The following is a 20,613-nucleotide window of genomic DNA, read 5'->3' on the forward strand; positions in this document are numbered from 1 at the left end:
GGGGTCCCCCACAATCCGTGTGCCGGTCAGTCCGTTGTGCTGATGTCCCCATCCTCACAGCCGCCACTGACAATCGGCCTGCGCGCCAGGACGAACCCCTGCGGCGCCCGCTCCGGGAACGGCCCGTCCGTCTCCCGCTCCCGCCACACCACGGACCGGACCTCCAGGCCCGCGTCCCGCAGCAGTTCGGCGATCCGCTCCGGCTGCCGACGGTGGAAGACAAGCGAGATCTTCAGCCCCCACGCCTCCGTCATCCGCAGCGGCTCGTCCCCCACCTGGAAGCCGAGCTGCACATGTGCCCCCGGGGCCAGCACGCGGCGGAACTCCGCGAAGGCACGGGGCAGTTCCTCGTCCGGGACATGGATCGTCGAATACCAGGCCAGGAGACCGCCCAGCGACGCGTCCGGCAGCGGGAGGCTGAGCATGGAGCCCTCCTCGAAGCGCAGGTCCGAGTGCTCCTTCCGTGCCGTGGCCACCATCTGCGGGGAGAGGTCGATCCCGAACACGTCGAGTCCCAGGGCCAGTCCGTGGAGATGCTCGGTCACCCGGCCCGTTCCGCAGCCGACGTCGGCCACCGGGAGACCACCGCCGCTCCCCGCCGCGAGCTCCGCGAACGTGCTCAACAACGCACGCTCCAGCGGCTTGGCGGCCAACTCGCCGCGGGCGAAATCGACGTAGGCGGGGGCCATGGCGTCGTACGAGGTCCGGGTGGTGTGGAGGAAGTCGGGTTCGGTCATGGACCGGGACCCTACGACAGGCCCGGGGGCTCCGGAACGGGCGGGTTGCCCGCCCATCGCCTCTCTCCGTCCTCCCACTCTCCGGTCGGCGCGAGGCCCGCCGCCACCGCCACCGCCTCCGACGCCGCGTGGTCGGGGTGGATGTGGGCGACGAGCGCCCGGACGCCCCCGGCCGTGGCCAGGTGCGCCGCGAGGCCCCCGGCCGCCTCGCTCGCGTAACCCCGGCCCTGCCACGGTGTGCCGACCACCCAGGCGATCTCCGCCCGGGGGCCCCGTACGGTCGCCTGGACGTACCCGGCGAGACGCCCGTCCGCGCGGATCCGGAGCACCCAGTTCCACCACAGCTCCCCGGGATCCGGCGAACCGGCGCACTGCCGCTCGTAGCGGGACCGCAGGGCGGCCGGCTCCGGCGGGCCGCCCCCGGTGAACGCGTACAGCGCCGGGTCCGCGAGGACGGCCGCCATCTCCTCGGCATACACCGGATCGAGGGGGAGCGCGTCGAGGCGGGCGGTGGTGAAGGGCAGGGGCCCGGGGGTCGTCGGCACGGTGCCCGACCCTACGCGCACCGGCCCCGCCCCCGCCCTCCCTGTCCGCCGCTCGCCCGCTCACCGCTCCCCGCTCAGGCGCTCACCGGCCCACCGGCCCACCGGCTCAGGCGCTCACCCCCTCACCGGCTCAGGCGCTGGAAGCGGCGGACCGCCAGCGGCAGGAACACCAGCGTGATCACCAGCGGCCACACCACCGCCATCAGCAGCGCGTGCTCCTCCACCCAGGTGCCGCCGCCCGCCACCGGGTTGCCGAACAGTTCGCGGGTGGCCGTCGCGGTCGAGGAGATCGGGTTCCAGGCCGCGATCGTGCCCAGCCAGCCGGGCATCAGGGACGGGGCCACGAAGGTGCTGGAGATCATCGTGACGGGGAAGGCGACCGCGTACAGCCCGCCCGCCGCCTCCGGGGTGGGCACCAGCATGCCGAGCCAGACGCCCACCCAGATCAGGCTGAACCGCAGCAGCAGGAGCAGCCCGAACGCTCCGAGGGCCGCCACCACCCCGCCGTCCGCGCGCCAGCCGATCAGCAGCGCCGTGACGGCCAGGATGGTCAGTTCGGCGGCGGCCACCACCAGGTCGGCCGCCCCGCGTCCGGAGGCGAAGGCGGAGGGGGCCATCGGCATGGACCGGAAGCGGTCGACGACCCCCTTGGCGGCGTCGGTGACGACGGCCACGGCGGTGTTCATGAAGCCCATGGCCATCGTCATGGCGAACATGCCGGGCATCAGGAACTCCCGGTAGTCCCCGCCCCCGGGCACCTTCATCGCGCTGCCGAAGACGTATCCGTACAGCAGGACGGAGAGGATCGGGAATCCCAACTGCCAGACGACGGCGGAGGGATGGCGCTGGTAGTGGGTGAGGGTGCGGCGGGTGATGTTCCAGCAGTCGGAGACCGCCCAGTAGGCGCGGCCCCGGCCGTGGCACAGGTCGGTCCCCGCAGGGTTCTGTTCGAGCACGGTCATGCCGCCGCCACCTCCCGTGCGTCGTGCGTCGTGCTTCCCCGGGACCCGTCGTGGGCCGTGCCCTGTCCTGTCAGCCGCAGGAACACGTCGTCCAGGCTCGGCCGGCGCAGCCCGATGTCCTCCACCGCGATCCCGTCGTCCTGGAGGCTCCGGGCCACCTCGGTCAGCGCGGCCACCCGGTCGGCGACCTGGGCGTGCACCCGGCGGGTGGCGGCGTCGGTGACGACGAGCCCGCCGCCGGCCACCCGGCCGACGGTCCTCGCCACCGCATCGAGGTCCCCCGCGTCGGCGGCCACCACCTCGATCCGGTCGCCGCCGACCCGGTTCTTCAGCGCGTCCGGGGTGTCGTCGGCGATGGCCCGCCCGCGGTCGATGACGGTGATGTGCGAGGCCAGCCGGTCCGCCTCGTCGAGGTACTGGGTGGTCAGCAGCACCGTCGTGCCGCCCGCCACCAGCGCCCGGACCGCGTCCCAGACCTCGCCCCGGCCGCGCGGGTCGAGCCCGGTCGTCGGCTCGTCCAGGAAGAGCACATCGGGGAAAAGGATCATCGAGGAGGCGAGGTCGAGCCGTCGCCGCATGCCGCCGCTGTACTCCTTCGCGCCCTTGTCGGCCGCCTCGACCAGGTCGAACCGTTCCAGCAGTTCCCCGGCGCGCTGCCGGGCCCGGCGGTTGCCGAGATGGAAGAGCCGGCCGAACATCTCCAGGTTCTGCCGCCCGGTGAGCCCTTCGTCGACGGCCGCGTACTGGCCGGTGAGGCCGATCCTGCTCCGTACGCGGCGGGGTTCGCGGGCCACGTCGAGCCCGGTGACCTCGGCCCGGCCCGCGTCGTGGCGCAGCAGGGTGGCGAGGACCCGCACGGCGGTGGTCTTGCCCGCCCCGTTCGGGCCGAGCAGGCCGTGGACGGTGCCGGGGCGGACGGCGAGGTCGAATCCGTCGAGCGCCCGCTTCTCCGTCCCGCCCTTCCCCCGGTACCGCTTCACGACGCCCTCGGCGAGCACCGCGTACCCGGATGCGGAACCCGACCCGGTTTCCAGCGTGGACATGGCACAACCCCCTGTTTCTCCGACTGACCGGAAGCCAACTGAGTACACCGTACCCCAAACTGAGTACGGCGTACTCCCATACGGGTACGGTGTACCCGGCCCTGCTCCGGAGCACTACGCTGACCTCATGGCGAAAGACGGATCGACAGCGGCGACGGACGGCACGGCCACCGGAAGCGGCGACATCGCGCGCAGCCTGGAACTCCTCTGGGGCACCGGGGAGCGCCCGAGCCGCGGCCCCAAACCGGGCCTCACGCTGGACCGGATCGTCAGCGCCGCGATCGCCGTCGCGGACGCGGAAGGGCTGGCGGCCGTCTCCATGCGCCGGCTCTCCACCGAGCTCGGCACCGGCACCATGTCGCTCTACCGGTACGTCCCCGGCAAGGCCGAACTGCTGGACCTGATGCTCGACCGGGTCCTGGGCGAGCCCCTGCCCTCCGGCCCGGACCTCCCCTCCCCCACGGACCTTCCCGCCGACACGTCCGGGGCCCCCGCCGACTGGCGGGCGTCGATCGACGCCATGGCCCGCACCTACCTGGACAACCTGCGCGCCCACCCCTGGCTGCTCAAGATCAACCAGGCGCGTACGGTGCTCGGCCCCAGCGCCCTGCGCGGCCTCGAGCTCTCCCTCACCGCCCTGCGGTCCATGGGCCTGCGCGACCCCGAGCTGATCGGCGTGATCATCACGGTCAACAGCTTCGTGGAGGGCCTCGCCCGCACCCAGGCCGACGCGGCGGAGGCGGTACGGCAGACCGGGCTGAGCGACGAGGAGTTCTGGGACAACCAGCGCCCCTACCTGGAGCGGGCCATGCTCAGCGGCGCGTACCCGATGATGGCGAGCATGGCGGAGGACACCTTCAGCGCCGAGTTCGACCACTTCGCGTTCGGGCTGCACCGGCTGATCGCCGGTTTCGAGGCCCTGGTCGCGGAACGGACGGCGGACCGGACCGAGGGCCGGACCGCGGACGGGCCGGGGGCCCGGAAATGACAGCGTCCCCGGCCCGTGCCCCAATGGATATATGGACGCCAGCCGGGAGCTCGCTCCTTTCGTCAAGCAGTACGCCGTCCTGCTGAGCACCCACCGGCAGGACGGGACCCCCGTCGGCACACCGGTCAACATCGCCGTCGAGGGCGATCACGCGTTCATCCGCACGTTCTCCTCCGCCTGGAAGGTCGAGCGGATGCGCAACCACCCGCAGGTGGAGCTCGCCCCCTGCACGGTCCGGGGCAGCCCGACCGGACCGCAGGTCAGGGCGCACGCACGGCTGCTGAAGCCGGGCACGAAGGAGAACACGCACGCGGCGCGGATGCTGTCGCGCAAGTACCCGGTCGTGCAGGGCGTGCTGGTCCCGCTCGCGCACCGGCTGAAGCGGGACCGGACGCTGCACTACGAGGTGTGGCCGGTGACGGACGACACCTGAGGACGGACCTGCCCGGACGCCTCTGTCCGCCCGCCCGGCCCCGTCCCTGTCCGTCCGTCCCCGTCCCTGTCCGCCCGGCCCGTGGGCCGGCACACGCTGACGCTTCGATCGCCCCCGCCCGTCCGGCTATCCGCGCCGCCGCTTCAGGGCGAGCCAGAGCGCCGCCACCCCGACGAGGACGGCGGCCCCGAGCGCCACGTTGCCGTCGCCGCCCCCCTCGCCCGCCGCGTCGCCGCCCTTCGAGGGAGCCCCGGAACCGGACCCGGAGCCGGAACCGCCGCCGGGCTTCTCCGGCCCGCCCTCCACCTCCACCCGGACGACACCGCTGCGCTCCCCCTCCGAGCCGAACATCAGGGCCGAGCCGTCCGCCGTGTACGTCACCGACTCCGCCTGCCGCTGGAACGGGGCGGCGACCGACCGGTCCTCGCCGAGACGGCCCTTCTCGAAGGCGTACTCCCGGGCGCTGAAGTACGAGCGCAGCACCAGCCGGGTCCCGTCGGGCGAGAAGGCCCCGTCCGTGACCCACGGCACCTCCCCCACCCGCCGGAACACGTTCGTGGAGCCGGTGGTCAGCTGCGCGGGCCCTTCGTAGAGGCCGCCGCCGTCCTCGTTCTTGGAGGCGATGTAGACCCGGCCGGTCTTCGGGTGGACCATCAGCGCCTCGGCGTTGCGGGCCCCGTCCGCGTACTTCACGTCGTACTGGACGGCCGTGACGGTGGCGTCGCGCAGGACCTTCGGCTCGGGGAAGCGGTAGATCCAGACGTGGTCCCAGGTGCCGTCGAGGTTGTCGCCGATGTCACCGACGTAGAGGTCGCCGTCCGGTCCGATCGAGATGCCCTCCACGTCCCTCGGCTCCCCCACGCCCCGCATGGTGATGGTCGCGAGGGTCTTCCCGGTGCGGGAGTCGACGGCGAAGACATAGGGGCCGTCGTCGCTGTCGTTGTGCGTCCAGTAGACGCCGGGGTGCGCGCGGCTGGCGGCGAGGCCGCTGGACTCGGTGATGCGGGGGTCCTCGATCGTGAAGTCACGGTCGGGCCGCCCGTCCTCGGCCACGGCCGGACCGGCCCCGGCGAACAGCGGAAGAGCGAGCGCCAGAGCGGCGGCGAATGGGGCGGCGGCGCGGCCTGCCGGGCCGGTCGGATACGGACGCATGGCCCAAGTGTCCATCGTCACGTCGCAGGCCGGAGCCCTGATCGGCCATGATGACGCCATGCGTTTCCTCTTCGTCGGCGATTCCATGACCATCGGGCGCGCCGGCGACTTCACCTGGCGCTACCGGATGTGGCAGCACCTGGAGGCGGCGTCCGGCCTCCCGTACGAGATCGTCGGCCCGCGCTCGACGCTGTACGACACCGAGGCGAACGCTCCGCTCTCCCGGACGTACGCGGACCCGTCCTTCCCGCCCGCCGCCCGCCGCCATCTGGCGGGCTGGGGCGAGGGCTGGCTGCACATGGCCCCGGTGATCGCGGACGCGGTGCGCGAGGCGGAGGCGGACCTGCTGCTGGTCTCGCTCGGACTGATAGACCTCGGGTTCTACACGGACCCCGAACAGACGGCGGCCAACGCCCGCGCGTTCGTCGCGGCGGCGCGCACGGCGAACCCGCACATCCACATGGTGCTGCTCCCGGTGATACCGAACATCCGGGCCGAGACGGACGCGCCCTTCGCCGCCTCCTGCGCCCACTTCAACGACCTGCTCGCCAAGGCCGTCGCCGACCTCGACGCGCCGTCCTCCCCGCTCCTGCTGGCCTCGCACCCCACGGCGTACGACATCCACACGGACACCTACGACGGCACGCACCCGGGCCCGACCGGCGAGCACAAGCTCGCGGCGGCCTTCGCCGACGCGATGCACCAGGCGTGGGGGCTGGGCGCGCGGTACGCGGGGCAGCCGGTTCCGGCACAGGCCCTGCCGGCCTGATCGGCGTCTCGTCGGGGCCGTAGATCTCGGGCGACCGGCCCTAGAGCCCCTCGGGCTCACCCGACCGCTGGGATCCCAGCATCGACAGCGCCAGCTCGGTCAGCTCCCCGGAGACCTCCCCGGGGCGGGCCCGGCGGCAGCGGCGGGTGTGGTGGGCCATCAGCTCGTGGACCGTGCCGACCATCACCATCACGTCGACCCGGTGGTCCCGGTCCTCCGCCTCGCCGCGCTCCACCGCCCGCTCGGCCTCCCCGGTCAGGAACTCCGTCCACAGGGCCCGCCAGAGCTTGCAGTGCTCGTCCACCACGGCGCTCACGCCCAGCACCTCGACGAACGTCACGCGGGCCTCGCGCGGATCGCTGGTGACGGACTCCACGTACGCGTCGAAGAGCCGCCGTACCCGCTCCGCGATCGAGCAGTCCTCGATGCCCTCGGACAGCAGGGCGCTCTCGGCCGCCCGCAGCCCGGTCGTCGTGACCCGGTTGTGGAGGGCGATGAGCAGCCCCTCCCGGGAGCCGTACTCCTGGCGCAGCACCTCGACCGGCACCCCGGCCGCCTCGCACACATCGTGCTCGGCGGTCTCCCGGTACCCGTTGACGCCGTACAACTCCCTGGCTGCTTCCAGAAGTTGTTCCCGCGCCTGCGTGCGGGCGACATCCCCGGGCCCGGTCCGCTGAACCGTCCAGCTCTCCGCCACCGGTCCTCCTTGAGCGCAAGGTGCGGGAGAGGCGCCTGCGCGCCTCTGCACGAACCGCCGCCCCATTGTGCTCGCCCCACCGCCGTCCGGGCGGCCACGCCACACCCGTACGGGCGAATACCCGCACGCGGAAACGCTTCTTCTCAGCGTGTCCCGGCACCGGGTCGAAACCGAGTCCGAGTGAGTACCTCGGCACCGCCCTCAGCTCCGGGCCACGCACCCCCGGCCGCTCACGCGCCCCCGCGCACCGGCTCCACCTTCGCCAGCCACGTCGTCAGCAGCCGCTCCAGCTCCTCCGCCTCCCGGGGCTCCAGCGCGTCCAGAAGCTCTCGCTCGTTGCCCATGTGCTCCGTGAACGCCCGGTCGATCAGCGTCCGGCCGGCCTCCGTGAGCGCGACCACGCGGCCGCGGCCGTCGGCGACCGCCCGGCGTCGTGCCACCAGGCCGTCCCGCTCCAGGCGGTCGATCCTCTTGGTCATCGCGCCCGTCGTGACCATCGTGTGCGCGGCCAGCTCCCCCGGAGCGCGTTCGAAGGGCGCACCGGCCCGGCGCAGCGTGGCCAGGACGTCGAACTCCCCCTCGGACAGGCCGTAACGGCGGTAGACGAGGTTCAGCCGGGCGGTCAGGAGCAGGCCCAGGCGGTGCAGGCGGCCGATGACCGCCTGCGGGGAGACGTCCACGTCCGGGCGTTCCCGGGCCCACTCGGCCTGGATGCGCGCCACATGGTCCGGGGCGGGGCGTTCCGCGGCTTCGCCGTGCTGGTTACCTTCCATGGAAGCTATAGTACCTTCCATGGAAGGTAACCTGAAATGGGCCCTGACCACGGCCGTGGCCCCGGTCGCCTGGGGCACGACCTACTTCGTCACCCGGGAGTTCCTGCCCGCCGGCACCCCCCTGTACGGGGCCGCGATCAGGGCGCTTCCCGCCGGGCTGCTCCTGCTGGCCGTGTGCCGGAAGCTGCCGCGCGGAAGCTGGTGGGCCAAGTCCCTGGTGCTCGGGGCGCTGAACATGAGCGGGTTCTTCGCGCTCGTGTACGTGGCGGCGCAGCGCCTTCCCACCAGCCTGGCGTCGATCATCATGGCCGTCGCGCCGCTGACCATGATGCTGCTCGCCTGGGGGCTCGTCGGCGAGCGGCCGGGGGCCCGGCACCTCGCCGGGGCGGGCGTGGGCATCGCGGGCGTCTGCTTGATGGTGTTCACCGCGAGCGGGTCCGTGGACGCCGTCGGCGTCCTCGCCTCCGTCGCCGCGATGGCCGTCTCCTCGTTCGGATACGTCCTCGCCAAGCGCTGGAGCGGCGAGGTGGACGTGCTCGCCTCGACCGGCTGGCAGCTCATCGGCGGCGGGCTGCTGCTCCTCCCGTGCGCGGTCCTGGTGGAGGGCGCGCCGCCCGCGCTCGACGGCCCCGCGCTGCTCGGCTTCGGCTACGTCGCCGTGGTGGCCACGGCGGTCGCCTTCGCCGCCTGGTTCGCCGGGCTGGCGCACCTCCCGGCGGGCACGGTCGGCCTTCTCGGGCTGCTCAACCCGGTGACGGGGGTGCTGCTGGGCATCCTGATCGCCGACGAGACCCTGTCCGGCCGCCAGGTCTGCGGCCTGCTGCTCACCCTCTGCGGGGTCCTCCTCGGCCGCTCCCGGGTCCGGCCGTCGCCCACGCCGGAGAGGCCGCCCACGCCGAAGAGGCCGCCCGCGCCGGACGGCGTGGGCGACCCCTCCGGCGGCGCGGCCGCCCGCGGTCCGGGGCTCAGCCCTTGACCGTGAACTCCCCCCGCAGCAGCGCCTGGTCCAGGGACGACGGGCCCACCAGCAGCTCGAAGCGGCCCGGCTCCACGATGCGGCGGCCCTCCGCGTCCACGAGCGTGCAGTCGGCGACCGGAAGCTCGAAGAGGAGCTCCCGCGACTCACCCGGGGCCAGCGCCACCTGCCGGTAAGCCTTCAGCTCCTTCTCCGCCCAGGTCACCGACGTCACCGTGTCGCTCACGTACACCTGCGCCGTCTCCAGCGCCGGCCGCGCCCCGGTGTTGGTCACGGTGACCCGGGCCCGTACGGTCTCCGACTCGTCGACGACCGCCGTCAGCACCTCCAGGTCCGTGTACACGACCGTCGAATAGCTCAGCCCCTCGCCGAACGCGAACGCCGGGCGCTGGGTGAGGTCGGCGTAGCGCGAACCGTGCTGGCCGCGCACCTGGTTGTAGAACGTCGGCTGCTGACCCGCGTGCCGGGCGAAGGACAGCGGCAGCCGGCCGGTCGGCTCGATCAGCCCGAGGAGCAGTTCCGCGACCGCCCGGCCGCCGAGCATGCCCGGGTTGGCCGCGTACACGATCGCCGCCGCTCCGAGCGCGGACGGCGGCAGCACCAGCGGCTTGGAGCTGATGACCACGACGACCAGCGGCTTGCCCGTCGCCGCCAGGGCGTCCAGCAACGCCACCTGGTCGCCGACGAGTTCGAGGGTGGCCGTCGACTTGCCCTCGCCGATCAGCTCGATCCGGTCGCCGACGACGGCCACCACGTGGTCGGCGGCCTCGGCTGCGGCGACCGCCTCGGCGATCAGCCGCGCGTCGGGGGCCGCCGGGACGACGACCTCCGGGCGGGGCTGGCCGTCCGGGAAGAACGCCCCCTCGGGGTCGGGGCCGACGTCGAGGATCCGGGCGCCGGGCGCGTACGACACGGTCCAGTCGGCGGGCGACTGGTCGCGGAAGCCGTCGAGGACCGTACGGATCATGGCGCGCGGCTGGCCGTCCGGGAGCCAGTCGGCCTGCCCGGAGGAGCCCGCCCAGTCGCCCAACTGGGTCTGCGCGTCATCCGCGTTGGGGCCGATGACGGCCACCGTGCGCGGGCGCTCCGATGCGGCGGCGCGCCCCCGGCCGTCCTCGTCCGCCGTCAGGCCGCCCGCGAACGGCAGCGTGCCGTCGTTCGCCAGCAGCACCAGCGAGCGGCGGGCCGCCTCCAGGTTCAGCACGGCGTGCGCCCCGCTGCCGATGACCTCGGCCTGCCGGCCGGCGTCGGGGTGGCGCGGGTTCTCGAAGAGGCCCAGCTCGAACTTGAGCGTCAGGATGCGACGTACGGCGGCGTCGATCTCCGGCTCCGCCAACGCGCCCTGCGCCACCGCCTCCTGGGCCCCCTCGAAGAAGTTCGACGTGGTCATCACCATGTCGTTGCCCGCACGGACCGCCGCCGCCGACGCCTGCGCGTAGTCGCCGTAGACCTTCTGCTCCCACACCATGCGGCCGACGTTGTCCCAGTCGGTGACCAGCGTCCCGGTGTAGCCCCACTCGCCGCGCAGCACCTCGTCGAGCAGCCAGTGGTTGACGGTGATCGGCACGCCGTCCATCGACTGGTAGCCGAGCATGAACGTCCGGCAGCCCTCCTTGGCGACCCGCTCGAACGGCGGCAGGAACCAGGAGCGCAGCTTGCGCCGCGAGATGTCCGCCTCGCTGGCGTCCCGGCCGCCCTGGGTCTCGGAGTACCCGGCGAAGTGCTTGGCGCAGGCCAGGATCGCGGTCGGGTCGTCGAGGCCGTCGCCCTGGTAGCCGCGGACCATCGCGGAGGCCAACTCGCCGATCAGATACGGGTCTTCGCCGAACGTCTCGCTCACCCGGCCCCACCGCAGGTCCCGGGTGATGCAGAGCACCGGCGAGAACGTCCAGTGCACCCCGGTCGCCGCGACCTCCACCGCCGTCGCCCGCGCGATCCGCTCCACCAGCTCCGGGTCCCAGGTGGCGGCCATCCCGAGCTGCGTCGGGTAGATCGTGGCCCCCTCCCAGAAGGAGTGTCCGTGGATGCAGTCCTCCGCGACGAGCAGCGGGATGCGCAGCCGGGTCCGCTCGGTGAGCGCGGCGGCCTCCCGCACCCGCTCCGGCGAGGCGTGCAGGATCGAGCCCGCGTGCAGGTCCTCGACGAGGTGCCGCACGCCCTCCTTGGCGTTGAGCTGGAGCATCTGGCCGACCTTCTCGGGCAGCGTCATGCGCCCCAGGAGGTCGGCGACCCGCTCCGCGACGGGCAGCGCGGGGTCGAGGTACGGCGGCTTGAGACCCACGGGAGTTCCTTTCACGACGGCACTCCGCAGTACCGTACGCTCAATCCCGACCGCTTGGTAAGTATTGGGGTGGCCACGTTTCATCCCTGTGAGAATCTGGGCCGGAGCGGCGGTGCCGGACCGGTGCGGAACCAGCGGCGCGGTACGCCCGAGCGGTGGGCGCGCCGATCACGTGGGCGGGAAGGGCGTTCGATGACAGCGGGTGATGGCGCGTGACCTCCGGGACGCGGCGCGGCTACGCCAAGGGCCGGGCCAAGCGGATCGAGATCCTCGACCAGGCGATGACCCTGTTCGGCGAGGCCGGCTACCGGGGCGCGTCGCTCCGGGTGATCGCCACCCGCTGCGGCATCTCCCACCCGGGCCTCCTGCACCACTTCCCGACGAAGGAGGCGCTGCTGCTCGCCGTGCTCCAGCGGCGCGACGACGTGGACGACGAGTGGCTGGCCCTCGGTGTGACGCGGGGCGTCGACCATCTGCGCCGGCTGACGGACCTCGCGGAGCTGAACGCCAAGCGGCGCGGGATCGTCGAGCTGTTCTCGGTGGTCGCGGCGGAGGCCACCTCCCCCGACCACCCGGCGCACGGCTACTTCGAGGCCCGCTACCGCACATCGGTTGCCAACACCGAACTGGCCTACCGCCAGGCCCGGGAGGCGGGCGAACTCCGGGACGACGTCGATCCGTCGGACGCCGCCCAGCAGCTCATCGCGCTGATGGACGGCCTCCAGATCCAGTGGCTGATCAGCGACTGCGCGACGGACATGGCGGCGGTGCTGCGGGCGCACGTCCAGGCGCAGTTGACCGTACGGCTGTGAGGTCCGTCGCGGACGCCCGCCGGCCGCCGCCCCGGATCTCAGGGGCTCAGGGGCTCACCCGCTCCACCCCGCGGCGGCCCGCGATCCGGGCCATGGTCAGGCAGTACAGCGGGGCGAAGACGAGTTCGACCGCCATGGCCTGCCAGGGGGCGTCGGCCGCGGTCTCCGTGCCGGCGAGTTCACCGAAGCCCGCCGCCAGGCCGAAGGCCAGCAGGTTGTTCGCGGCGTGCATGACGATGACGGCCTCGAGCCCGCCGGTGCGGATCACCAGCCAGCCCCACCACAGCGCCGAGTAGAGCAGCAGAAGGAACCCGGAGAGTTCGCCGAACCCGTGGGCCAGGGCGAACAGGAGGGACGCCAGGACGATCGCGGGCCACGGCGAGCGGACGGTCCGGCCGATCACCTGGACCAGCCAGCCCCGGAAGACGTACTCCTCGGCGGCGGCCTGGAACGGGACCAGCGCCACGATCACGGCCAGGCTCAGCAGAAAGACGGGCCACCCCGGGAAGCCGCTGCCCGATTCCCCGAGGGGCTCGTCGTCCCAGGTCCACGCGATCAGCAGGCCGATCTGCAGGGCCATCAGCGGGAAGGCCACGGCGGCGCACCGCCAGAGCCAGCCCCAGCGCAGCCGCCCGACGACGGAGGAGACGGTGCCGGCCGGGCGTTTGCCCAGGTACCGGGCGGCCCACAGGACGATGGGTATGCCGACCGCGATGCCGAGGAGCTGTACGGCCAGATCCGCGACCGGGTCCTCGAAGAAGAGGTCGCTGTCCGCCGCCGCGGGGCCCGCGTCCAGCACCTCCGCGATGACGAAACCGACCAGGCTGACGGTCAGTACACCCACCACGACCAGCACCAGGGCGGCCAGCAGCTCGCCCAGCCAGCCGAGTCCGCCGCCCTGCCCGTTGCGGCCCTGCTCGTCGTAGCGGGAGCCGGAGGGGGCGCGCACGGGCCCGGACACCGGACGGCTCCACTCGGGAGGCCTGTCCCAGCCCTGCCAGGCCGCTCCGGGCGGGCGGGGCGGCTCGGCGGCAGGAAACGACTCGGTGGTACGAAGCGGCTCGGGCGGGCGGGGCGGCTCGGGAGGGCCGTGCGGCGGGCGGTGCGGGGGTACGTCAGGGGGGTTCACACCAGCGATCTTCGGTTGCCGCCCGCGTGCGGGTCAACGCCACCCGTCCTCGCGGACCCGGGTCGCGAGGTCGATCTTGGTGTAGGTCGGCCGGCCCGCCTCCTGGTACTTGGCCTTCACCCGGTCCAGGTAGTACTTCGCCGTGTTGACCGTGATGCCGGACCTGCGGGCCGTCGACTTCAGGGTGAGCCCGGAGGCGTAGTCCACCAGCACCTCGCGCTCCTTCGGGGAGAGCCTGGGGCGGGCGGCGCCCTGATCGTAGGCGAGGGCGAAGGCCAGCTCCGGCGAGTGGGCGGTGCGCCCGGCCGCGACCTCCCCGACCGCTTCGACGAGCACCGACAGATCGTGGTCCTTCGTGAGGAAGCCGTCGGCGCCGTCCGCGATGGCGGAGACGATCCGGTCGCGGTCCGCCACCACGCTGATCATCAGCACCCGGCTGCCGGACTCGCGCAGTCTGCGGATGTTCTCGGCGGGCGGCCGTCCGTCGCGCAGCATGAGGTCGAGCAGGACGACGTCCGGGGGCTCCCAGGGCCCGGCGAGCAGTTCGTCCACGGTGGCGGCGCAGGCGACGAGACGCAGCTGCTCGACCCCGGCGAACCACGATCTGATGCCGTCGAGCAGCATCCGGTCGTCGTCGACCACGGCGACGGTGATCAGCCCGGCCATCTCAGCTCCACTCGCACGCCCTCGCCGGGAGCCGTGTCCACGGACGCCCGGCCGCCTATCCCCCGCATCCGGGCGTGCACGGAACGGTCGAGCCCGATCCCGCCGGTACGGGAGCCGCCGACGTCGAAGCCCCGGCCCCGGTCGACCACGGTGACGACCAGCCGGCCGGAGTCACCGGCGGCGGTCAGGAACGCGTGACCGGTACCGGCGTGGCAGCGGACGTTGTTCAGGGCCTCGGTCGCGGCCCGGGACATGGCCAGGGCGATGTCGCCGGGGACGGCGGGCGGCTCGTGGTAGCGGGCGGTCACCCGCAGCCCGAGCGCCTCGGCGGCGCGTACGGACTCCTCCAGCGCGGCCTGGAGCTCGGAGGTGGACTCACGGTCGTGCGCCTGCTCGACGAGCCTCCTGAGATAGGCGGCCTCGCGGGCGCAACGCTCGCGCATCACCGGGGTGTTGGCGTCGACGCCACCGCGGGCGATGGCGCTCAGCGTGGCGAGAACCGTGTCGTGCAGGGCGTTGTGGTGGGCGATGCGCTCCGCGTACCTGGCCCGCTGGGCCTCGGCGGCCAGCGCCCGCCCGTTGGCGGAGTCGACCTGCGCGCCCTGCCGGCAGAGGTACCACGTGAGAACCCAGGAGACGACGGCCGAGAAGACCAGGGCGTTCAGATGGGCGCCGGTCACCGCCGTGCCCGCGTCGACCATCAGATAGCCGGCGAGATGGGTCGCCACCAGCAGCACCACGGCGAGCACGAGACGCCGCAGCCCGAAGGCGACGGCGGCCATCGCCGACGCCGAACCGCCCAGGAGCATGACCCAGGCGATCGACTCCGGCGCGCGGGCCCCGCCCCAGGCGTACGCGCCGAAGGGGAGCAGACAGCCGGTCACCAGGACGTCGAGTCCCACGGCCCAGGGGACGAGTCGCCCGCGCCGGGCGGCCATGGCCCAGATGAGGGCGGTCAGGGTGATCACGGAGCCCAGGGCCAGCCACGGGAACGGGCGGTCGCGCTGGTGCTGGGTGACGGCGACGCCGCCCGCGACCAGGTGGCTGCCGCGGTAGAGCGCGGTGGCGATGACCATGGTCTTCCGGGCGCGGTGGAGCCCCGTTTCGCTGCTGTCGATCCGTCGGCCCCCCTTGATCGCAACCCCCCAGAACGGGTGGTGCACCGGCCCCTCGGCACACCGCTAACGTCACCCGTGGCGATCGGGGGATCGCTTGCGGCCACGATAGGCACAGACGGCCGGGGGGCGGTCGGGGATTCCCGGACAACTCAGCAGATCTTTCGATCAGTCGTGGCCGAAAGACATATGACGGCTCATCACGTCGCATCGGCCGTCCTCGGGCACGGCACACCCGGCCACACTCCGCTCCGCACCGGAAGGACCTCTCGTGACCGCTGACCGCGACGAACCCGGCACCAGCAGTTACTTCGCCGTGGACACCGGCCTGCTGCCCGCCGTCGTCCACGGGGTCCTGCACCGGCGGGGCGCGGAGCAATGGGCGGTGGATCAAGGGGAGTTCTGGTGCTCGGTGCGCCCGAAGGGCCATCGGAGCGGGGAGCAGGGCTGGAAACTGCACCTGTCGGCGACCCCGCTGTCGGCGGCCCTGGTCCTGGCGGTGGCGGCGGACGTCCTGGTCGAGGAGCGGGCCTCGTTCAAGTTCGCCGGGGCTCTGGACCGGGTCGCCCTGCTGACGGGCGGGCGCGCGGACCGCGGGGGCGGCGGCAAGTTCATCACCGTCTACCCCGACACCCCGGACCGGTTCCGCCGGCTGGCCCGGCGGCTGCACGAGGCGACGCTGGGGCTGCGCGGCCCGCGCATCCTGTCGGACCGGCCGTACGCCCCGGGCAGCCTCGTCCACTACCGCTACGGGGTGTTCCACGGGGTGCGGACGACGACGAACGACGGTGACGCGGACGTCCGGCTGCGCCGCCCCGACGGGGGGCTGGAGAAGGACCGGCGTCAGGCCTGGGTGACCACGCCCTCGTGGGCGCCGCCGCCGTTCCCGGCCGCGCCGGACGGTACGGAAACGGCGCGGCCCGTGACCACGGCCGCCACCACCGGCACGACGCCCACCACCCTCACCACTCCCACGGCTCCCACGGCTCCCACCGCTCCGAGGAAGAAGCCGGTCGTCCGGCTCAACGACCGGTACGTGGTCGGCAAGGCGATCCGCCACGCGTTCAAGGGCGGGGTGTATCTGGCGACCGACGAGTCCACCGGCCGGGAGGTCGTGGTGAAGGAGGCGCGGGCGCACGTGGGGGTGCGCATGGACGGCACCGACCTCCAGGACACCCTGCGCCACGAGGCCGACATGCTGCGGGAGTTGGCCCCGCTGGGCTTCACCCCGGCCGGGATCGAGCTCTTCGGCCAGGGCGGCAACCTGTTCCTGGCCCAGGAGTGCGTACCGGGGCGGACGCTGCGCGACCGGATCGCGGAGCGCCCGGTGCGCGACCTCGCGGAGTTCCTGGCCCTGGCCCCACAGATCGTGGACATCGTCGCGGCCGTCCACGGCACCGGCCATGTGCTGCGGGACCTCTCGCCGAACAACCTCATGGTCACCCCGGACGGCGACGTACGGCTGATCGACGTCGAGTATCTGGCCCCCGAGGGCGTCCCGGTCCGCCGCGGCTACACCCCCGGCTATGTCGGACCCGAGGTGTCCGCGCTGACGGACTACGACTTCACGCCCCCCACCTACGCGGGCGACCTCTACAGCCTCGGCGCGGTGCTGCTGCATCTGGCGACGGGCGTCGACATGCTGCTGGTCCCGGACGAGCGCCCGGTGGGAGACCGCACGGACGCGCTGATCACCCTGGCCATCGCCGACCGCCCCTGGGCGGCACGGCTGCTGCCGCTGCTCCTGGCTCTCTGTTCCCCTCGCCCCGAAGGCCGTTGGGACCTTCCCCGGGTGCGTGAGGCTCTCGCGGCTGCGGATGCGGATGCCGCGGCTCCCGCGGACACGGCTCTGGCTCCGGCTGCGGCTCCCGCGGACACGGCTGCGGCTCCGGCTCCGGCTCCGGCTCCGGCTCCGGCGAACGGGACTCCCAGGGCCGGAACTCCCGCAGCAGGGGCTCCCGCGGCCGGGACCCGGGCAAGGGCCATCTCCCACGTCCGGGAAACGGCCGGGCCGGCCCGGCCGCCCGCCGGCCGGGAGAGCGGTGCGGGCATCGCCGACGCGGACCGCGAGCGGCTGATCGCCGACGGCCTCACCTATCTGCTCCGCACCCGCTCCGGCGACGGCGGGCACCGCTGGGACGTCAGCGCCTTCGGCGCCACCACCGACCCGTTGAACGTCCAGTACGGCTCCGCCGGCGTCCTCGCCGTACTCACCCGGGCCGCGGCGGCAGGCGCGGGGCCCGAGGTGCACCGAGGGGTGGCCGAGCTCACGGAGTGGACGCGGAGCCGGCTGGCCGAACCCTCCGCGGGCCGGACGGCCGACGGAACGCTGCTGCCCGGCCTGCACTTCGGCCGCTCCGGCACCGCCTGGGCGCTGCTCGACGCGGCGCTCCTGCTGGGCGACGACGCCGTCGCCGAGGAGGCGTCCGCGCTGGCCCGCGCCGTTCCCGTCGAATGGCCCAACCCGGACATCTGCCACGGCGCCGCCGGGGCGGGGATGGCCCAGCTCCACTTCTGGCGCACGACCGGCGACCCGGTCTTCCGCGACCGGGTGATCGCCTGCGCCAAGGGCCTCCTCACGGCCGCCGAGGACCACCCCGCCGGGGTGATCTGGCCCGTCCCCGCCACGTTCGACTCGAACCTCGCCGGGGCCCGCCACTACGGGTTCGCCCACGGCATCGCGGGCGTCGGGGCGTTCCTGCTGGCCGCCGGGCTGGCCACCGGGCGGGACGACCTCGTCTACGCGGCCGGCGTGGCGGGCGACACCCTGGTGAAGCTCGCCCGGTTCGAGGACGGGCGGGCGGTCTGGCCGGCCGGGGACCGCGTCGCCGACGGGCCGGTGGGCCAGACGCACTGGTGCAGCGGCTCCTCGGGCATCGGCGCCTTCCTGATCCGGCTCTGGCGGAAGTCCGGCGAGGAACGCCACCGGGAGTCGGCCGCGCTCGCGGCGGCCGCGGTGCGGGAGACCATGTGGTCCTCCTCCCCCGCCGCCTGCCACGGGCTCGCCGGCAACGCGGAGTTCCTGCTCGACATGTCCGCCGCGCTCGGGGACCCCCGCTATCGGGACCGGGCCCGGGAACTGGCCGCGTGCATCCACACCCGGGCCGTGCTGCGCGACGGTCTCCTGGTGGTGCCCGACGAGTCGCTGGAGGCGGTCACCGCCGGATACCAGACCGGCCTCGCCGGAACGGTCGGCATGCTGCTGCGCCTGCGCGACGGCGGCACCCGGCTCTGGATGCCGGACGCTCCGGAACGCCCCGCCCCCGCCGGCCGGGGCACCGCCGCCCTGAACACCACCGGCCGGAACACCGCCGCGCTGAACACCACCGGCCGGAACACCACCGCCCTGAACACCACCGGCGGGAACGCCGTCGTGCGGCCGGCCGCCGCCGACCGGCCGCACGCGCGCACCGGGCCGGGTGCGGTGTGAAGCGGCGGCCGGAGCGGGTCAGCTTCCGCTTCTCGGCCCGGTCGCGCTTCGCCGCCTGTCTGGTGGGCGCGGCCGACGGCGGGCTGGTCCCGGGCTGGTGGGATCTCGACGGCCCGGCGTCCCGGTACGCCGACGGTGCGCCCCGCTACCGGGAGGGCACATCGGCCGAGTCCACCGCCACCCAGGTGCTGCCGACCGAGGACGGTGGACTGCTGCGGCTGCGCGGGGCGGCGGGCTCCGGCCGTCATCTGCTCCTGCTGTCCCACCCGGCCACCGGCGCGGGAGCGGGCCTCACGGGCGGCGGCGGTGAATCCGCGGCCATCGAGGCGCGGGGTCTGCGGCTGACGCCCGGCGGCCCGCCCGACGCGCTCGCGCTGGCCGTGGAGACCGGCCGGGACGGCCGCACCCGGGTCTGGCGGGTCCGCCCCGCACCGCTGCGCCTGACCGATCCGGTGACCCTGCCGGGCCGTGTCACCGCTCTCCTGCCGCTGGACGGAACCGGCTGCCGCTACGCCACGGACCTCGAAGGGCCCGAGGGGTACCGTCCCGTCACCCTCGATCTGCGGGACGGGACCTGGCGCCCGCTCGCGTCCACGGCAACCGGCCGCACCCACCGCCTGCTGCTGTCGGCCCCCGGCTCGGGGCTGCTGCTGACGGCGAGCGACCCCGGCGACGGGCGGCTGCGGATCGCCCGCACCGGCCTCGACGGCCGGGCCCGCCTCGACTTCCCGGACCGGCTCAACTCCCTGGACGGCGCGGTCCTTCCGCTGGCCGCGGACCCGGCGGGCGGGCGGGTGGCCCTGCGGGTCTCCCGGGGTGCGCAGGCCCGCCTGTTCCTGTACGACGTGGCGGACGACCGGCCCCGGCCCGCCGCGCTGCCGCCGGGTGCGTTCCACCCGGCCGCCGGCTGGAGCGCGGGCGGGCTGCGCGTCGTGTACGCGACCCCGGACCGCCCCGCCGATCTGGTGACCGTCCCGGACACCACGACGGCCCCCGCCGCACACGACACACCACCCCCCATCACAACCACGACAACGGCCACAACCACAACCGCAACCACGCCCACGAGCACAACCACGCCCACGCCCACGGCCGCAGGAGCCACCGAGTGGTTCCCGACCCCGTCCGGACGGTTCGAGTCCGTCTGCCTCGGCGACTGGCGCACCGCGCCCACCGTCGTCGTGGCCCTGCACGGCGGCCCGGAGGACCACTGGACGCTCGGCTTCAACCCGTTGTTCGCGCGCCTGTCGGAGGCCGGGGCGGCGGTGGTGGCCCCCAACCAGCGCGGCAGCACCGGCTACGGCCGCCCGCACGCGGCGGCCGTCCACGGCGCCTGGGGGGTGCCCGACCTCGCGGACATCCGGTCCCTGGTCCGTACGCTGACCGAGCGCCGCCCGCCGGGCGCCGAGCCTCCCGCCCTCCTCGGCGTCAGTTACGGGGGCTTCCTCGCCCTGCTGGCCGTGTGCGCCGACCCGTACGCCTGGGCACGCTGCGCGGTGATCGCCCCGTTCCTGTCCGCGCGCGGACTGCACGAACGGGGAACTCCCGCCGTACGGGCGCTGATCGACCGGCACGGGCTGGGCGAACCGCCGGACGACGACCTCGGCCACCGGGACGTCGAACGGCTGGCCGGCCGCATCCGCGTACCGCTGCTCGCCCTGCACGGCGCGGACGATCCCGTGGTGCCGGTGGACGAGACGCGCCGCCTGCGGAAACGGCTGGCCGGGGCAGACCACGCGGAGCGCGCCCCCTTCGACTGCCTCGAGATCGCGGGGGCGGGCCACCACCCGCTCCAGGAGCGGGGCGGCGCCCGACTCACCGACCGGTTGGTGGATTTCCTGACGGCCGGCCCCCCGGCCCGCCGCCGCACCGCCGCCCACCCAGAGCTCACGGCCGCCGACGCGGCCGTGCGACACCGCCGGACCCCGGCGGTGTTCCCGCACATCACTCACGACGAAAGGACGACACCATGATCGACAACACCATGACCGTCGACGTTGACGAGCTGCAGACCCTGGAGGGCGAGGAGTCCGTCGCCCTGGCCGGCTGCACCCGCACCTGTACCTGGACCTGCTCGATCACCAGCATCGAGCAGCAGTAGCAGC

The 20,613-nt window shown here is 73.9% G+C and carries 19 protein-coding genes; 8 read left to right on the forward strand and 11 right to left on the reverse strand.

Annotation, left to right across the window (positions count from 1 at the left end):
- Positions 1–26 precede the first annotated feature (26 nt).
- From ACH4UK_RS13430 to ACH4UK_RS13445, 4 genes are all read right to left on the reverse strand, one after another.
- Entirely contained in the window at positions 27–737 is a 711-nt protein-coding gene (locus tag ACH4UK_RS13430) for a class I SAM-dependent methyltransferase (RefSeq protein WP_398356160.1), read from the reverse strand.
- A gap of 11 nt (positions 738–748) precedes the next feature.
- Positions 749–1,282, reverse strand: coding sequence for a GNAT family N-acetyltransferase (locus ACH4UK_RS13435; RefSeq protein WP_398356161.1), 534 nt, complete (start codon positions 1,280–1,282; stop codon positions 749–751).
- 122 nt (positions 1,283–1,404) lie between these two features.
- A complete protein-coding gene (locus ACH4UK_RS13440) occupies positions 1,405–2,244 on the reverse strand; it encodes an ABC transporter permease (RefSeq protein WP_398356162.1) in 840 nt (279 codons plus the stop codon).
- The gene (locus tag ACH4UK_RS13445) at positions 2,241–3,287 is read right to left on the reverse strand and encodes an ATP-binding cassette domain-containing protein (RefSeq protein WP_398356163.1); all 1,047 of its coding nucleotides are present in this window, start codon (positions 3,285–3,287) and stop codon (positions 2,241–2,243) included. Before ACH4UK_RS13445 ends, ACH4UK_RS13440 begins: the two co-directional genes overlap by 4 nt.
- Positions 3,288–3,414: 127 nt before the next feature.
- On the opposite strand from ACH4UK_RS13445, the gene ACH4UK_RS13450 reads away from it, so the two are divergent.
- Together ACH4UK_RS13450 and ACH4UK_RS13455 are read left to right on the forward strand one after the other, a co-directional pair.
- Entirely contained in the window at positions 3,415–4,275 is an 861-nt protein-coding gene (locus tag ACH4UK_RS13450) for a TetR/AcrR family transcriptional regulator (protein ID WP_398356164.1), read from the forward strand.
- A gap of 31 nt (positions 4,276–4,306) precedes the next feature.
- Positions 4,307–4,708, forward strand: coding sequence for a PPOX class F420-dependent oxidoreductase (locus tag ACH4UK_RS13455; protein ID WP_398356165.1), 402 nt, complete (start codon positions 4,307–4,309; stop codon positions 4,706–4,708).
- Between the two features lie 126 nt (positions 4,709–4,834).
- On the opposite strand, the gene ACH4UK_RS13460 is transcribed toward ACH4UK_RS13455, so the two are convergent.
- Positions 4,835–5,860, reverse strand: coding sequence for a WD40 repeat domain-containing protein (locus ACH4UK_RS13460; RefSeq protein WP_398356166.1), 1,026 nt, complete (start codon positions 5,858–5,860; stop codon positions 4,835–4,837).
- On the opposite strand from ACH4UK_RS13460, the gene ACH4UK_RS13465 reads away from it, so the two are divergent.
- On the forward strand, positions 5,859–6,629 hold the full coding sequence (locus ACH4UK_RS13465) for a GDSL-type esterase/lipase family protein (RefSeq protein ID WP_398356167.1): 771 nt from the start codon (positions 5,859–5,861) through the stop codon (positions 6,627–6,629). The genes ACH4UK_RS13460 and ACH4UK_RS13465 overlap by 2 nt on opposite strands.
- 40 nt (positions 6,630–6,669) lie before the next feature.
- On the opposite strand, the gene ACH4UK_RS13470 is transcribed toward ACH4UK_RS13465, so the two are convergent.
- A complete protein-coding gene (locus ACH4UK_RS13470) occupies positions 6,670–7,326 on the reverse strand; it encodes a TetR/AcrR family transcriptional regulator (RefSeq protein ID WP_398356168.1) in 657 nt (218 codons plus the stop codon).
- Between the two features lie 230 nt (positions 7,327–7,556).
- On the reverse strand, positions 7,557–8,099 hold the full coding sequence (locus ACH4UK_RS13475; RefSeq protein ID WP_398356169.1) for a MarR family winged helix-turn-helix transcriptional regulator: 543 nt from the start codon (positions 8,097–8,099) through the stop codon (positions 7,557–7,559).
- 19 nt (positions 8,100–8,118) lie between these two features.
- Between ACH4UK_RS13475 and ACH4UK_RS13480 the strand changes: the two genes are divergently transcribed.
- Entirely contained in the window at positions 8,119–9,075 is a 957-nt protein-coding gene (locus ACH4UK_RS13480) for a DMT family transporter (protein ID WP_398356170.1), read from the forward strand.
- Here ACH4UK_RS13480 and ACH4UK_RS13485 read toward each other — a convergent pair.
- Positions 9,065–11,356: a glycoside hydrolase family 3 N-terminal domain-containing protein gene (locus ACH4UK_RS13485; protein ID WP_398356171.1), complete on the reverse strand. Its 2,292-nt coding sequence runs from the start codon at positions 11,354–11,356 to the stop codon at positions 9,065–9,067. The two genes, ACH4UK_RS13480 and ACH4UK_RS13485, sit on opposite strands and share 11 nt — an antisense overlap.
- Positions 11,357–11,568: 212 nt before the next feature.
- Here ACH4UK_RS13485 and ACH4UK_RS13490 point away from each other — a divergent pair, with 212 nt between their 5' ends.
- The gene (locus ACH4UK_RS13490; RefSeq protein ID WP_398356172.1) at positions 11,569–12,168 is read left to right on the forward strand and encodes a TetR/AcrR family transcriptional regulator; all 600 of its coding nucleotides are present in this window, start codon (positions 11,569–11,571) and stop codon (positions 12,166–12,168) included.
- Between the two features lie 46 nt (positions 12,169–12,214).
- Here the strand turns inward: ACH4UK_RS13490 and ACH4UK_RS13495 are convergent, their stop codons facing one another.
- From ACH4UK_RS13495 to ACH4UK_RS13505, 3 genes are all read right to left on the reverse strand, one after another.
- Positions 12,215–13,117 carry a lysostaphin resistance A-like protein gene (locus ACH4UK_RS13495; RefSeq protein ID WP_398356333.1) on the reverse strand — a complete coding sequence of 301 codons (903 nt, stop codon included), beginning with the start codon at positions 13,115–13,117 and terminating at the stop codon, positions 12,215–12,217.
- Between the two features lie 213 nt (positions 13,118–13,330).
- Positions 13,331–13,963, reverse strand: coding sequence for a response regulator (locus ACH4UK_RS13500; protein ID WP_398356173.1), 633 nt, complete (start codon positions 13,961–13,963; stop codon positions 13,331–13,333).
- Positions 13,951–15,039 carry a sensor histidine kinase gene (locus tag ACH4UK_RS13505; RefSeq protein WP_398356174.1) on the reverse strand — a complete coding sequence of 363 codons (1,089 nt, stop codon included), beginning with the start codon at positions 15,037–15,039 and terminating at the stop codon, positions 13,951–13,953. Before ACH4UK_RS13505 ends, ACH4UK_RS13500 begins: the two co-directional genes overlap by 13 nt.
- A gap of 310 nt (positions 15,040–15,349) precedes the next feature.
- Here ACH4UK_RS13505 and lanL point away from each other — a divergent pair, with 310 nt between their 5' ends.
- The 3 genes from lanL to ACH4UK_RS13520 are packed head-to-tail and all read left to right on the forward strand — an operon-like array spanning position 15,350 to position 20,609.
- Complete coding sequence (gene lanL, locus ACH4UK_RS13510; protein WP_398356175.1) at positions 15,350–18,508, forward strand: class IV lanthionine synthetase LanL; 3,159 nt, start codon at positions 15,350–15,352, stop codon at positions 18,506–18,508.
- Entirely contained in the window at positions 18,505–20,481 is a 1,977-nt protein-coding gene (locus ACH4UK_RS13515; protein ID WP_398356176.1) for an alpha/beta hydrolase family protein, read from the forward strand. Before lanL ends, ACH4UK_RS13515 begins: the two co-directional genes overlap by 4 nt.
- On the forward strand, positions 20,478–20,609 hold the full coding sequence (locus ACH4UK_RS13520) for an ALQxL family class IV lanthipeptide (protein ID WP_189460106.1): 132 nt from the start codon (positions 20,478–20,480) through the stop codon (positions 20,607–20,609). Before ACH4UK_RS13515 ends, ACH4UK_RS13520 begins: the two co-directional genes overlap by 4 nt.
- The last annotated feature ends 4 nt before the right edge of the window (positions 20,610–20,613 follow it).

The sequence above is a fragment of the Streptomyces sp. NPDC020884 genome (assembly GCF_044333935.1).
GTDB lineage: Bacteria > Actinomycetota > Actinomycetes > Streptomycetales > Streptomycetaceae > Streptomyces.